General features: G+C 65.2%; 11 protein-coding genes. 6 read left to right on the top strand and 5 right to left on the bottom strand.

Annotated features, from left to right (window positions below):
- Window positions 1-7: 7 nt before the first annotated feature.
- The 5 genes from AC3RCG_RS23540 to phaP form a co-directional block, all read right to left on the bottom strand.
- The gene (locus AC3RCG_RS23540; protein ID WP_070312841.1) at window positions 8-1,861 is read right to left on the bottom strand and encodes a tetratricopeptide repeat-containing diguanylate cyclase; all 1,854 of its coding nucleotides are present in this window, start codon (window positions 1,859-1,861) and stop codon (window positions 8-10) included.
- A 383-nt stretch (window positions 1,862-2,244) separates the two neighbouring features.
- The gene (locus AC3RCG_RS23535; protein ID WP_492401845.1) at window positions 2,245-3,945 is read right to left on the bottom strand and encodes a methyl-accepting chemotaxis protein; all 1,701 of its coding nucleotides are present in this window, start codon (window positions 3,943-3,945) and stop codon (window positions 2,245-2,247) included.
- Window positions 3,946-4,071: 126 nt separating this feature from the next.
- Window positions 4,072-5,880 carry an ABC transporter ATP-binding protein gene (locus tag AC3RCG_RS23530; RefSeq protein WP_492401846.1) on the bottom strand — a complete coding sequence of 603 codons (1,809 nt, stop codon included), beginning with the start codon at window positions 5,878-5,880 and terminating at the stop codon, window positions 4,072-4,074.
- Window positions 5,870-7,621, bottom strand: a complete 1,752-nt coding sequence (locus tag AC3RCG_RS23525) for an ABC transporter ATP-binding protein (protein ID WP_070218015.1) — start codon at window positions 7,619-7,621, stop codon at window positions 5,870-5,872. The genes AC3RCG_RS23530 and AC3RCG_RS23525 overlap by 11 nt, the downstream gene beginning before the upstream one ends.
- Before the next feature lie 165 nt (window positions 7,622-7,786).
- Window positions 7,787-8,677, bottom strand: coding sequence for a TIGR01841 family phasin (phaP, locus tag AC3RCG_RS23520; RefSeq protein WP_492401847.1), 891 nt, complete (start codon window positions 8,675-8,677; stop codon window positions 7,787-7,789).
- A 382-nt stretch (window positions 8,678-9,059) separates the two neighbouring features.
- On the opposite strand from phaP, the gene AC3RCG_RS23515 reads away from it, so the two are divergent.
- The 6 genes from AC3RCG_RS23515 to AC3RCG_RS23490 all read left to right on the top strand — a co-directional run bounded on the left by AC3RCG_RS23515 (window position 9,060) and on the right by AC3RCG_RS23490 (window position 14,672).
- The gene (locus AC3RCG_RS23515; RefSeq protein WP_409027957.1) at window positions 9,060-10,334 is read left to right on the top strand and encodes an amidohydrolase family protein; all 1,275 of its coding nucleotides are present in this window, start codon (window positions 9,060-9,062) and stop codon (window positions 10,332-10,334) included.
- A gap of 36 nt (window positions 10,335-10,370) precedes the next feature.
- Window positions 10,371-10,889 carry a GNAT family N-acetyltransferase gene (locus AC3RCG_RS23510; RefSeq protein ID WP_070221881.1) on the top strand — a complete coding sequence of 173 codons (519 nt, stop codon included), beginning with the start codon at window positions 10,371-10,373 and terminating at the stop codon, window positions 10,887-10,889.
- 8 nt (window positions 10,890-10,897) lie between these two features.
- A complete protein-coding gene (locus AC3RCG_RS23505; protein ID WP_492401850.1) occupies window positions 10,898-11,428 on the top strand; it encodes a GNAT family N-acetyltransferase in 531 nt (176 codons plus the stop codon).
- A 173-nt stretch (window positions 11,429-11,601) separates the two neighbouring features.
- A complete protein-coding gene (locus AC3RCG_RS23500; RefSeq protein ID WP_492402062.1) occupies window positions 11,602-12,846 on the top strand; it encodes an ABC transporter substrate-binding protein in 1,245 nt (414 codons plus the stop codon).
- Window positions 12,847-12,966: 120 nt separating this feature from the next.
- Window positions 12,967-13,857 carry a carbohydrate ABC transporter permease gene (locus AC3RCG_RS23495; protein ID WP_492402063.1) on the top strand — a complete coding sequence of 297 codons (891 nt, stop codon included), beginning with the start codon at window positions 12,967-12,969 and terminating at the stop codon, window positions 13,855-13,857.
- Entirely contained in the window at window positions 13,845-14,672 is an 828-nt protein-coding gene (locus AC3RCG_RS23490; protein ID WP_070221883.1) for a carbohydrate ABC transporter permease, read from the top strand. Before AC3RCG_RS23495 ends, AC3RCG_RS23490 begins: the two co-directional genes overlap by 13 nt.

The following is a 14,672-nucleotide window of genomic DNA, read 5'->3' as shown; positions in this document are numbered from 1 at the left end:
GCTGTCGTCAGGTGACGGCAGCTGCGGCGACGCCATCGCCCCCTTGGCCGCCTGGCGTCAACGTCTGCGTTCCAGCCGTCTCCGGCCTGTCCGCCTCGTCCGTCCCCCCCAGTACCACGCTCAAATCGACAAAGCCGTCGCGCCACGCGCGTTCCAGGTCTTGCTCCACCACTTCCAGGGTCGTTCTTTCCACATGATGAAAACCGCGCAAGCCATACGCCCGGTTGCGCCCGTGCGCCTTGGCCAGGTACAGCGCCATGTCGATCAGGTTGACGCTGCGTTCCCACGTGAGCGGCCGTCCCAGCGGCGCCAGCGGATAGGGCGCAAAGCCCACGGACACGTGCACTTCGATGGTCTGGCCCTGGTAGTCGATGCGTTGCGCCGCCATGCCGTTGAGGATGCGCCGCGCGATCTCGTCGAGCCCGTCGCGCGCGACGGCCGGCAGGAAGGCAAGGAATTCCTCGCCGCCCCAGCGCACGATCATGTCCGTTTCGCGCAACACGTCGTGCAGGGTTTCGGCGATCGTCGTCAGCACCAGGTCGCCCGCCGCATGGCCGTAAGCGTCGTTGATGTGCTTGAAGTGGTCGACGTCGAGCAGGAACAGCGCGCCCACGACATCGTCGCCGGCATAGGCGGGCTGCGGCTTGCCCGCATGGCTGCGCATGAATTCCTGGAAATGGCGGCGGTTGTACAGGGCCGTCAGCGGGTCGCGCGAACTCTGGCGCTTGAGTTCCTGGTTTTTCACCTTCAGCTGCACGTTCGCATGGCGCACCTTGCGGTACAGCAAGCCAACGATGGCGGACGCCATGGCCAGTACCAGCGCCAGCAGCCACCACACGCGCTGCTGCAGACGGCGGTTGTCGATTTCGGTGCTCTTGAGCTGATTTTCGCGGCTCAGCAGCTCGATCTGGCGCTGTTTCTTTTCCGCCTCATACTTTTCTTGCAGTTCATACACGGCCTTTTGCCGCTGCTTTTCGAACAGCTGGTTGGAAATGCCGCGCTCGCGGTGGTACGCGGTGACGGCGCCGCGCAGGTCGCCCGCCTTTTCCAGCGCCATGCCGTATTCCAGCAGCACGGCCTGCATTTCCGGCTGGTTGGCCGTGCGTTCGTAGTAGGCCAGGCCCGTGGCCACGCTTTGCTTGCCTTCCTGCAGCCGTCCCTGGCCGATCAGCGCCTGGCCGATGTTCAGCCGCGCCGTCGCCTCCACCTGTTCATCGTTGACGAGGTCCGCCGCCGTGATCGCTTCATTTGCATAGCGCAAGGCGCGCGCGTAGTCGCCTTCCTTGAGGTAGCTGTCCGACAGGTTGACGAGGGTGACGGCCACCATGCCGCGCGCGCCCAGCTGGCGTTCCAGCGCCAGGGCCGCCAGCAGTGCGCGCTGGCCCCGCTGCGGCTGCTGCGCGTCGAGCGCCAGCCCGTATTCCGTATTCTTTGCCTGCGCCATGCGGCCCGGTGACGCCAGTCTCGCGGAGACTGCCAGCAATTCGTCGAGCACTTCGAAGCCCTTGTCGTATTCGCGCATCTGCGTGTACAGCAGGGTGAGGGCATTCAGGGCGGCGGCCAGGCTGGACGGGGATTTGCTCTGGCGCGCCAGGTCGACGGCTGCCTGCAGCTTGGCCAGCGCAAACGGAAAATTGCCTTCCTCGGCCCACGACTGGCCCGCGCTGATGGTCGCTTGCACGCGCACGGGCAAGTCGTCCGTGCCATTGGCAATCTTTTCCGCCTCAAAGGCCAGCAGGTGCGAGGCGCGGCGCTCGTTGCGGGCAAACGTGATGTAGGCCTTGTTGAGTATGCCTTTTGCCAGCGCCACGTCGCTCTTGTTCATGCGGGCGTAGGCAATCAGTTCCTCGGCCAGCTGCATGGCGATGTCGTTCTGCCCCAGGCGCATGCGGGCGTTGCTCAGTTGGGTAAGGAATTCCGCGCGCACGGGCAGGGGAGCGCTGCGCGCCTGCGTTTCGACTTCCTGCAGCCGTTGCAGCGCGCGCGCGGGCACGTAGCGGCCGTCGTCGCGCACGGCGGCAAGATACTGCTCAAGGTCGCTGACCTGGGCGTGTGCGGCAGGCGGCAGCAAGCAGGCCAATACCAGCAGCCAATGCGCCTTTCGCCATGATGCCCGTCTCTGTCTGCCTGCCAACGTCCCGCTCCCGCAATGACCACCTGTCTGTAACAGATTATATTCTGTTGCAATCCAGAAATATCATGCAGTGCGCGGAAATTTGCGAAAGTGCACACTTTGGCCGCACGTCAGCGCAGGGGCAGGGCGGCCGTGGCCGGCGGGCTGCCTTTCAGGCGGAAGATGGCGACGGCCGCGATCAGGGCTTGTGCCTGTTCCTGCAGGCTTTCGGCCGCGGCGGCCGCCTGCTCGACCAGGGCGGCGTTCTGTTGCGTGATGTTGTCCATCTGCGTGACCGCCTGGTTGACCTCGCTGATTCCCGCGCTTTGCTCGTGGCTGGCGCTGGTGATTTCGCTCATGATGGCGGCCACCTTCTGGATCGATTCCACCACCAGCGCCATGGTGCGTCCCGCCTCGTCGACGAGCTTGCTGCCGGCGTCGACCCGTTCCACGGAGGCGCCGATCAAGGTCTTGATTTCCTGGGCGGCGGCAGCGCTGCGGTGGGCCAGGCTGCGCACCTCGCCGGCGACGACGGCGAAGCCGCGTCCCTGTTCGCCTGCCCGCGCCGCCTCGACGGCCGCGTTCAGGGCCAGGATGTTGGTCTGGAAGGCGATGCCGTCGATAACGCCGATGATGTCGGCGATCTGGCTCGAGCTTTCCTTGATCGCGCCCATCGTGCTGACCACTTGGGCGACGACGGCGCCGCCCTGCACGGCGACGGCCGAGGCGCTGGCGGCCAGCTGGTTCGCCTCGCCGGCGTTGCTGGCGTTTTGCCGCACCGTCGCCGTCAGCGTTTCCATCGAGCTGGCCGTCTCTTCGAGGGAACTGGCTTGCGCTTCCGTGCGCGCGGACAGGTCCGCATTGCCCAGCGCGATTTCGTGCGTGGCCACCGACATTTCGCCGGTGCCGCTGCGGATGTCGCCGATCAGCCCCGTCAGGTTGGCGTTAATGGTGTTCATCGCATGCAGCAGCACGCCGATTTCATCGGCTCGTTCGATGACGGCGTCGATGCTCAGGTCGCCGCCGGCGATCAGCTGCGCCGTGGCGATCGCCTGGTCCAGGCTGCGCTTGATGTGGCGGTACACGAGGAACAGGCACAGCAGCGAGACCATGACGGATACCAGCAGCACGCCGACCGTCACGGAATAGGCCGCCATAGTGCCGCTCATCGCCGTCTGCACGGCCGCGCTCGTGCGCTGGTCGAGCAGGGTGAGGAATTCATTCACCGGCTGCATGATCTTCGCCTTGTTGCTGTGGTATTGGGCATCGTGCATGATGGCGCGGGCCATTTCCAGGTCCGGCGGCCCGGTTTTGGTGAAGTTGCCGCTGCCGTCGTCGAAGCGGCCCTTGACGGCGTTCATGGCGATCACCTCGGTCTTGACCAGGCCGTCCGAATTGGCTTGCGCTTCGCGCAGCTTGGCGAATTCCTGCTCGCTGAAGCCGGCCTTGCGCATCAGTTCTGCCAGCGGCACGGCGGGCCCCGTCGATGCGGGCACGGGCACGCCTGCCGCCACGAAGTCCCAGTAGATGCGCTCGTAATGGGCGGGGCGCGGCTTCTTGCCATTGCGGATGTCGAGGATGTCCAGGTATTGCTGTTCGTACCTGGCGTCGCCGGTGACGACGTAGGTGCGGGCCAGCCGGGTCAGGTCGTCCGAGCTTTGCCGCAGTTCGTCGGCCAGCAGGTAGGACTGGTAGCGCGTTTCAGTGACGCGGTTCGCCTCGGCCTGCTTGCCCGCCACGCGGAACAGCGCCCACAGGCTGATGACGGAGAGCGCCAGGCTGAGCAGAAAAATGGCGGCAAAGATATTCCTGATCGACAGTTTGCTGCGCATGGTATCCCCCGGAAGTGTGGTTGGGGCCGTTGGCGCTGCCCGCCAGATGAATATACTCCCGTCTGTACGGCATTTTTAATGCCGTACAGAAAAAAAGTGGCGCCATGCAACGGCGCCCCATGGCTATCAAATTGCCAGTTGCTGCAGCAGGTAGAGGCGCTGGTACAGGCCGCCTTCGATCTGCATCAGTTCCTCGTGCGGTCCCGCTTCCGTGATGCGGCCATGGTTGAGCACGATGATACGGTCCGCTTCGCGGATGGTCGACAGGCGGTGGGCGATGGCGATGATGGTGACCTTGCCGCGCAACTCGTTGAGGGCCGTCTGCACGATCTGCTCCGTCTGGCTATCGATGCGCGACGTCGCTTCGTCGAGCAGCAAAATGCGCGGCTGGCCGGCCAGCGCGCGGGCAATCGCGATCAGCTGCTTCTGCCCCGACGACAGGCGCGAGCCGCCTTCGCCCAGCGGCGTGTCGTAGCCGTGTTCCAGCGCCGCGATGAAGTCGTGCGCATGCGCGGCGCGCGCGGCCGTCTCGATCTGCTGCTGCGTGTAGCCGCGGCCCATGTCGATGTTTTCGCGTGCCGAGGCGGCCAGCAGGAAGGGGTCTTGCGGCACCAGGCCCACGTCGGCGCGGAAGTGCTCGTTGTCGATGCTGTCGAGGGCGACGCCATTGATGGCGATGCTGCCCTGCGTGACGGGGTAGAAGCGCAGCAGCAAGGAGAGCAGGGTCGACTTGCCGCTGCCCGTGTGGCCGACGATGCCGAAGAACGCGCCTTGCGGGATCTGCAGCGACAGGTCGTGCAGCACGGGCTGGTTTTCCACGTAGGCGAAGGTCAGGCGGGCGATGTCGACGGCGGGCACGTCGCTGCCCGTTTTCGCCTGCCGCAGGGCCGGTGTCTCCCTTCCCTGTGCGTGTTCCAGCGCCTGCGCTTCGTCGAGCAGGGCCGAGACGCGCGCCGTGGCCACCACCGACTGCTGCAGCTGGCTGAACTGCATGGTGATCTGGATCAGCGGTTCGATCACGCGCGCGATGTAGCTGATGAATGCATACAGCACGCCCACTTCCACGGCACCCATGTCGCGGCGGCCGAAGCTGAAGATGACGACGGCCAGCAGCACGATGTTGAGCATGTCGAGCGCGGGGCGCAGCAGCCAGGCGTTGGCGCGCAATTCCTGCATGCGCGCCGTGTAGTGGTCCTGGTTGATGCCCGTGAAGCGCGCGCCGAAGCGCTTTTCCGCGTTATTCGCCTGCAGCACGCTCATGCCGCCGATCGATTCGGCGATCTGGCCGTTGATCTCGCTGCGCAGGGCGCGCGCGCGCGTGACGGCCGGCGCGCTCCAGCGCTGGTACAAAAAGACGATGAGCAGCACGGCCGGCAGCAGGGCCAGCACGATCAGCATCAAGCGCCAGTCGAGGAAGGCCATGGCGGCCATGGTGCCGACCAGGACGATGGAGCTGTCGAGGATGACGAACAGCACCTGCACGTACAGCGATTTCACCGCTTCCGTGTCGTTGGTGACGCGGCTGACCAGCTGGCCCGTGATGGCGCGGTCGAAAAAACTCATCGGCAGGCGCAGCACGTGCTGGTAGACGGTTTCGCGCAGGCGCTGCACCGAGCGCATGGCCAGGCCGGACAGGCGCACCAGCTGCAAATAGCGCAGGCCGGAAGCGACCCAGCCCGTCAGCAGGCAGCCGCCCAGCAGCAGCGACATGCGCGTCCAGTCCAGGTGGCGCGGCAGCAGATGCTGGTCGATCAGGGCCTTGCCTAAAATGGGACCCGTGACTTCGAGGGCGGCGGCGAGGATCAGCCAGAACGTGGCCCAGTACAAATGGCGCAGGTCCGGCGCGGCGGCGCGGCGCAGCAGGCCGACGGCTTGCGCGGCCTGGCGGCGCACGGATGGCGTGGCGGTGGTGGCTTGGTCGTTCTTAGATGGCATCGAGGCTGGCCTCCAGTTGTTGATAGCGCCACTGGCTGGCGTACCAGCCGTCGCGCTGCATCAGCGCGTCGTGGTTGCCCGTTTCCGTCACGTGGCCATCGCGCAGCACGAGGATCAGGTCCGCGTTGACGACGGCGCTCAGGCGGTGGCTGGCGATGATGGCGCTGCGCTCGGGGCGCTTGCGGCGCAATTCCTCCAGGTGCTGCAGGATGCGCGTTTCCGTGCCCGTGTCGACGGCGGACAGCGCATCGTCGAGCAGCAGCAAGCCGTTGTCGGCCAGCAGGGCGCGGGCAATCGCCACGCGCTGGCGCTGGCCGCCGGACAGGGTGATGCCCTTTTCGCCCACATGGGTGGCATAGCCTTCGGGGAACTGCAAAATGTCCGCGTGGATGTCGGCCAGCTGCGCCGCCCGCTCCACTTCCTCGCGCGTGGCGCCGGGGCGGGCCAGCGCGATATTGTCGGCGATGGTGGCGGAGAATAAAAAGGACTCCTGCGGCACCCAGCTGATCGCCGCGCGCAACGCGTGCAAGGTGTAGGCGTCCAGCGCGTGCCCATTCCACGTGGCCGTGCCCGATTGCGGCGTGACCTGGCGCAGCAGCACGCGCAGCAGGGTCGACTTGCCGCTGCCCGTCGGGCCGACCAGGCCCAGGGTCTGGCCCGGCTGCAAGCGCAGCGAAATGCCGGACAGGGCCGGCGCCGTCTGGCCCGCATACGCAAAGCCGACGTCCTGCAATTGCAGGGGGCCGGGCGTCAGCGTGGCGATGCTGCCATGGTCGTCGATGGCCAGCGGCGCGTCGAGCATCGGCTGCAGGCGCTGCCAGGCGGCGCGGCCCCGTTCGATCAATGACAGTACCCAGCCGGCGGCGAACATGGGCCAGATCAGCTGGCCCAGGTACATGGAAAAGCTCGTCAGCGCGCCGATGGTCAGCTGGTCTTGCCACACGAGGTAGCCGCCCAGGCCCAGGGTCAGCGCCGTGGCCGCCGTCAGGGTCAGGCCGACGGCCGGCTCGTACGCCGCTTCCCAGCGCTGCGCCGTCAGGCTGGCGTTGGCCGCATGGCCGGCCAGGGTGGAGAACTGCTTGCTGCTGCGCTCTTCCAGGCCCAGCGCGCGCAGGGTGCGCACGCCCGACAAGGACTCTTGCACATGGTCGTTCAGCGCGGAAAAGCGTTGCAGCGAATCCGTCGACGCCGTATGGATATGGCTTGAAATGCGCCAGAAGGCCAGTCCCATCAGCGGGAAGGGCAAGAGGGCGATGCAGGCCAGGCGCCAGTCCACGCCCAGCAGCATGATGCCGAGCACCATCAGCAGGGTCAAAGTGCCGTCGAAACCGGCCAGCATGGCTTCGCCGGCGGCCATTTCGATGGCGTCGATATCGTTCGTCGCCAGCGCCATCAGGTCGCCCGTGCGCTGGTTCTGGTAGAACGACGCGCCCTGCTGCGACATGCGCGTGTAGAAGCGCGTGCGCAGCATCACGCCCAGCTGGTAGGCGGCCTTGAACAGGGTGATGCGCCAGCCCACGCGCAGGAAGTAGATGACGACGCCGACGGCGAGCAGAGTCAGCAGCTCAAGCCACAGTTCGGCGGCCGTCATGCGGTGTGCGGCCAGCGCGTCGATGATGGCGCCCACGCGGCGCGGGATCCAGACGGTCAGTGTTGCCACGCCTGTCAGCATGACGGCGGCGGCGGCATACGCCGGCCAATGCTGACGCACGAAGCCGGCGATGAGCCTCGATAAACTCATGGTTACCTTTTGTTTTGAGTAATGGGGTGTCGCGGGGCGGAAGGACGGGCACGCGGACGGAAAGTACGCGTAGGATACAACAAGGCGGAAAAGCGCGCTGTGGACGAGCACGCAAAAAACGGGCCGTAGCCCGTTGTTTTGCTGCGTCAGTGCCGTGCGCGCGGCTTACTTGCGGCCGCTGCCTTTGCCGCCGCCCAGCATGTCGAGCTGTTTCGATGGCGTGCCCTTGGGCGCTGCCTTGGCTGCCGGCTTGGCCGCTGGCGCAGCGGCGTGCTGCACGGCGGCCTTGGCCACGGTCTTGCCGGCGGTGCTGGCCGGCTTGGCGGCGGGTTTGCTCGAAGGAAATGACTTCGCGGCTGGCTTGGCGGGGGCTGGCGCGGCGGCTTTCGCTGGTGCGGCGGAGGGTGCCGCTGCGTGCTTGGCTGCTTCAGGCTTGGCTGCCGGTTTGGCCGCCGGCTTGGCTTCCACCGCTTTGGCGGCAGGCTTGTCGGCAACCTTCTCGGCCGCCTTGGCAGGCGCTGCTTCCGGTTTGGCTGCCGGGGCGGCGGCAGGTTTGGCTACTTCAGCAGGCTTGGCGGCAACGGGGGAAGGCGCCGCGGCCGGTGCTGGTGCAGGCGCAGCGGCAGGCGCGGCGGCAGGCGCGGCAGCGGGCGCGGGCGCCGCGACGGCCAGGACAGGTTTGGCTGCGGCAGGAGCCGGGACCGTTGCTGCGGCTGGCGCGGCCGCATCGAGGCGGGCCTTGGCCGAGGCCAGCAATTCCGCCTGCGTGCCCGAGGCGATGCCGAACAGCTGGCGGCTGTAGGCCAGCACGCTCTCGATGCTTGGCTGCGCCTGGCTGGTGCTGTAGCTGAAGAAGTCGCGCGGGTCCTGCGTAACGAGCAGGTGCTGCGCCGTTTCCGCCGTCTGCGAGATGGCGGCCTTGCCGGCGTTCAGGTTCAGGGCGATGATTTTTTCGGCGCTTTCAAAGACTTTGCTGGTCAGAAGGCTGAAGATTTGCAGCTGGCTTTCCAGTTGCGACTTGGCGGCGCTGGAAAATTGTTCAGGAAGCGGAAACATATTTACTCCTTTGTACGGATTAAAATGCTGGCAAAACGCTCTGCAAAATCCCGAAAACCAGAGTTGGCCGCGTTTTGTAAAGTGGGTAGCGTGCTGAATAGCTGATCATAGACTTTTTATGATGCAACGCAATATGAATATTCTAGCGGTGATTCGAGTTAGTTGAAAGTTATTTTCTCAAGGGCGTGCGCCGTCTGTTTGCGCTATTCATGCGCCTGGCCGCATTTGCGGGAAGTTTGCGCGCGCGCAAAGCGTTGCCAAGGAATCTATGGCTACGCTTTTGCCAGTGGCTGGTTTCTTGCACTGCAACATCCACGGGGAATATATAAAATGATCATTCACTGAAACACCAGACACAGTCGTCAACCGAAGGAGTGTCCGCATGGACCTAGTCATCCGCAATGCCAGCCTGCCCGACGGGCGCCGCGCCATCGATATCGCCATCGAGGGCGGCCGCATCGCCGCCGTCGGCCCCGCCTTGCCCGTGACGGGCGTGCAAGAGATCGACGCCGCCGGCGACCTCGTCACGCCGCCCTTCGTCGACGCCCACTTCCACATGGACGCCACGCTCAGCTATGGCCTGCCGCGCGTCAACGCCTCCGGCACCCTGCTCGAAGGCATCGCCCTGTGGGGCGAGCTGAAGCCGCAACTGACGCAGGACGCGCTGGTCGAACGCGCCCTGCAGTATTGCGACTGGGCCGTGGCGCGCGGCCTGCTGGCGATCCGCTCGCACGTGGATATCTGCGACCCGCGCCTGCTGGCCGTCGAAGCGCTGCTCGACGTCAAGCGGCAAGTGGCGCCGTATCTCGATTTGCAGCTGGTGGCCTTTCCGCAGGACGGCATCCTGCGCAGTCCCGGCGCCTTCGATAATTTAAAACGCGCGATCGCCATGGGCGTCGACGTGGTGGGCGGCATCCCGCATTTCGAGCGCACCATGGCCGACGGCGCGGAATCCGTGCGCCTGCTGTGCGAATTTGCCTGCGAGCGGGGCCTGATGGTCGACATGCATTGCGACGAATCGGACGACCCGCTGTCGCGCCACATCGAAACCCTGGCCTTCCACAGCCAGCGCTTGGGGCTGCAGGGCAGGGTGACGGGCTCGCACCTGACGTCGATGCATTCGATGGACAATTATTATGTGAGCAAACTGCTGCCCCTGATCCGCGAGGCGGGCGTGGCTGCCATCGCCAACCCCCTCATCAACATCACCCTGCAGGCGCGTCACGACACGTATCCGAAGCGGCGCGGCATGACGCGCGTGCCCGAGATGCTGGCCGCCGGCATCCCCGTCGCCTTCGGCCACGACTGCGTGATGGACCCGTGGTACAGCCTCGGTTCCGGCGACATGCTGGAAGTGGCGCACATGGGTTTGCACGTGGCGCAGATGACGGGCCAGCAGGCGATGCACGAGTGCTTCCTGGCAGTCACCGAGACGCCGGCGCGCATCCTGGGCCTGGACGGCTACGGCATCGCGCCCGGCTGCCATGCGGACTTGCTGATCCTCGATTGCGGCTCCACGGTGGAAGCGCTGCGCCTGCGCGCGGCGCGCCGCCTGGTGCTGCGCCGCGGGAAAGTCGTCAGCGAGGCGCCGCGCGCGCAATCGCGCCTGCATCTGCCGGGGCGGCCCGAGAGTGTGAACTTCCGCCTGGGGCGCTGATACAATCGGCCATCACTTGTTATCGGGAGCACCGCCTTGAAAGAAATTGATATCCGTCCGGCCAATGAAGGCGATTTCGACGCCATGTGGCCGATCTTCCAGACCCTGGTCGCCGGCGGCGACACTTATACCTTCCCCGCCGGGACCACGCGCGAAGAGTGCCACGCCTACTGGTTCGGTCCCGGCGTGCAAAGCTTCGTCGCCGTGATGGGCAGCGAGCGCCTGCTGGGCATGTACAAGCTGGTGGCGAACCAGCCGGGCCATGGATCGCACGTGGCCAATGCCTCGTTCATGGTCGATCCCGCCGCGCAAGGCGTGGGCGTGGGCCGCCTGATGGGCGTGCACTGCATGGAAGAGGCGCGCCGCGCGGGCTACCTGGCGATGCAGTTCAACTTCGTCGTCAGCACCAACCTGGCCGCCGTCACGCTGTGGAAAAAGCTGGGTTTCACGGTGGTCGCCACCCTGCCGCTGGCCTACCGCCACGCGCAGCTCGGCTATGTCGACGCCTACGTGATGTACCAGCTGCTGACCGACCCGATGCAGTGGCCGGCATGAGCGGCGCCATGACAGAGCCGATTACCGTCATCGAGACGCCCCGTCTGCGTCTGCGCACCGCCACCCTGGACGATGCGGCCTTCTACATGGAGCTGGTCAACGACCCGTCGTGGATCGCCAACATCGGCCAGCGCAACATCGACACGCTGGAAGCGTCCCGTGCCGCGCTGGAGTCGGGACCGATGGCGCAGTTCCGCGAGCATGGCTATTCGCTGTACATCGTCGAGCGCCGCAGCGATGGCGCGCCCGTGGGCATGGCCGGCCTGGTGCGCCGCGACAGCCTGCCCGGCCCCGATATCGGCTACGCCATGCGTCCTGCCTACTGGGGCCAGGGCTACGCCTGGGAGGCGACGGCGGCCATCGTGCGGCATGCGCAGCACGTGCTGCGCCTGCCCACCCTGTACGGCATCACGTCGCTGCAGAACCAGGCGTCGATCAATCTGCTCAACAAGCTGGGACTGCGCTTCGAGCGCTTTACGCGCCGCCAGCCCGATGGTAGGGATACGAATGTCTACCGCCGCGATTTTCGTTTGGATTGACGCGGCAAATCCGTATCGGAAAAGTGAAAAAAAGTATTTAGAAAGCCGCGTCTTTTGTAGTGGTGGCGCGCGGTCTTTGTTTTTATAGTTGGCATACCGGTGGAAGACCGCCGGACTATAAAAACTGGAGACTCGTGATGAAAATCGTTACTGCTATTGCATGGGGCGGCATCATGTCCGCCGCCTGCGCGTCGATGCCGGCGGCATTGGCGCAAAGCTGCTCGGTGCCCGTCCTCAAGGTGCTGGCGCAAAAAAGCCTGGGCCTGACCGTGATGGAAAAGACCCTGGCCGAGTATGAAAAGAAAAACGGCACCAAGGTGCAGATCAGCTATTTCGGCGAAAACGACCGCCGCTCCAAGGCCAGGCTCGACGCTTCCACCAAGGCCGGCTCCTACCAGATCTATTATATCGACGAAGCCAACGTGGCTGAATTTGCCACGGCCGGCTGGGTGGTCCCCCTGCTCAAATACCTGCCCAAGGATGCCGATTACGACGACTTCCTGCCGGGCCGCCGCGCCGTCGCCTCGTACAAGGGCGTGGCGTATTTCGCGCCCCTGATCGGTGGCAGCGACTTCCTGTTCTACCGCCGCGACCTGCTGGAAAAGGCCGGCATCGCCGTGCCGAAGACGCTCGACGAACTGGTCGCCGCCGTGAAAAAACTGAACAACCCGCCGAACGTGTATGGCTGGGCGGCGCGGGGCCAGCGCGGCTCGGGCATGAATGTGTGGCGCTGGGCGCCGTTCATGCTGGCTGCCGGCGGCAAGTGGGAAAACAATGGCGTGCCGGCCTTCAATTCGCCGCAGGCCGTGAAAGCCACCACCCTGTACCGCGAACTGTTCAAGTATTCGCCGCCGGGCGGCGCCACCTACGACTGGAGCAATGCGCTCGAAGCATTCAGGTCGGGCAAGGTGGCCTTCATGATCGAATCGACGCCGTTCGCCGACTGGATGGAAGACCCGAAAAAATCCTCGGTGGTCGACAAGGTGGGCTATGTGCGCCCGCCATCGCCGCTGCCATCGGCCGCGTATGGCCACGGCCTGGCCATCTCCGCCACGGGCGCGAAGGATGAATGCACGCGCCAGGCGGCCGGCAAGTTCATCGCCTGGGCCACGGGCAAGGAGCAGGAACAGGCGCGCCTGAAGGACAACGTCTTCAGCGACTACAACCGCAGCAGCACCATCGCCAGCGAGTACTTCCGCAAGCACGTCAAGCCGCAGATCCAGGCGGGCCTGACGGACACCACGCCCGTCTCGCGCGTCACCATCTGGCCCAGCCCCGAGTGGCCGGACATCGGCGACAACCTGGGCGTCGTGCTGGAAGAAGTGTTTACGGGCACGCGCGGCGACGTGCAGAGCGCGCTCGATGAGGCCAACGAGTACGCGACGGAAGTGATGCAGCGGGCCAGCAAGCGTAAATAAGCCCATATCGCCAACGACTCCACCAGCTAAAACCAGGGGTCAGACCCGACGGGTCTGACCCCAGCTCTTGCTTTTGGGGTAACGCCAGCGCTTGTCCGTTCTCGTTTGAAAGCCATGACCATGCCGCATACCATCCGCAAGAAACGCCACACCTGGCTGCCGGCCGTGTTCCTGACGCTGCCGCTGCTGGTCCTGCTGATCCTGGGCCTGGTGCCCAGCATCGCCGCCATCAACCTGGCCCTGCAAAACCGCGTGCTGCGCTACAGCGACAGCGACTACGTCGGCTTCGCCAATTTCATCCGCCTGTTCGGCGACCGCCGCTTCCTCAATGCCGTGCAGGTATCGGCCATCTGGGAAGTGGTCACCGTGGCCGGCTCGCTGCTCGTCGGCGTGCTGCTGGCCGTGTTCCTGTTCGAGAAAGTCAAGGGACGCACGCGCGATCTTCTCGCGCTGCTCCTGATCGTGCCCGTGCTGCTGCCGCGCGTGTCGGCCGCCTTCATCTGGAAGTTCATGTACTCGCCGCTGATGGGCATCCTCAACTGGCTGCTCGAATGCGTGGGCCTGGGCGGCACGGCCTTGCTGTCCGACCCCGCCACGGCCCTGTATGCGGTGGCGCTGGTCGATATCTGGCAGTGGGGCCTGTTCTTCGGCGCCGTCATCCTGAAGCTGCTCGAAACCCTGCCCGCCGAACCGCTGGAAGCGGCGCGCCTCGATTACGCCAGCACGCTCCAGGTGTATGCCTACATCGCGCTGCCGATGCTGAAGGTGCCCATCATGAGCCTCGTGTTCATCAAGATGGTCGAGTCGCTGCGCTCGTTCGACCTGATCTACGTGATGACCAAGGGCGGCCCCGGCATCTCCACCGAAACGCTGGATATGTACGCGTATGCGCAAGGCATCGGCCTGATGGGCAAGGTGTCGTACGCGTCCAGCATGGCCGTGCTGATGATGCTGGCCACGACTGTCATCTTCACTTTACTCTGGAAGCGGGTCGCCAAATGGGAAAACTGACTCTGACGCGCGGCGCTGGCGCCGTCACCACCACCGCCATCACCACCGTGATTATCCTGGTGGCGCTGTTTCCCATCCTGTGGGCCGTGCTCAATTCCTTCAAGGAGCTGATGGACATCGTCACGCCCGTGCCGCGCTTTTTCTTCAGCCCGACCCTGGCCAATTACCAGCAGGTGCTGGCCAGCCCCGAGGTACTCACGGGACTGGGCAACAGCGTGGCCATCGTCGGCGTGGCCGTGTTGCTGGGCGCCGTGCTCGGTGTGCCGGCCGCGTATGCGATCGCCCGCTATCCGATTCCGGCGAAGAAGGATATCCAGTTCTTCCTGCTCTCCCTGCGCTTTTTGCCGCCCGTGGCCGTCGCCATTCCGCTGATCTCGATCTGGATCGACCTGGGCCTGTACGACTCGCGCCTGTCGATGGTGGTGACGTATCTGCTGGTGACCCTGTCGACCATCATCTGGCTGTCGATTCCCGCCTTTGCCCGCATCCCGAAGGAGATCGAGGAAGCGGCCGCGCTGGATGGCTATGGCCCCTACCAGGTGTTCTGGCACGTGGCCTTGCCGGTAGCGTCGAAGACCCTGATGGGCGGCATCGTCTTCAGCTTCGTGCTGGTCTGGAATGAACTGATGATCGCGCTGGCGCTCACCTCGTCGAAAAGCATGACCCTGCCCGTGGTGGCGTCGGCGTTTACCTCGATGGGCCAGGAAGTGCCGTGGGGCGTGGTGAACGCTTCCACCGTGCTGCTGGCGCTGCCGCCGCTGCTGTTCGTCGGCATCCTGGGACGGCTGCTCAACTCCATGCTCAAACATAAATAA

It is taken from the genome of Janthinobacterium sp. GW823-FHT01H08, from assembly GCF_058797855.1.
This window is presented reverse-complemented; position numbering and strand designations above follow the sequence as displayed.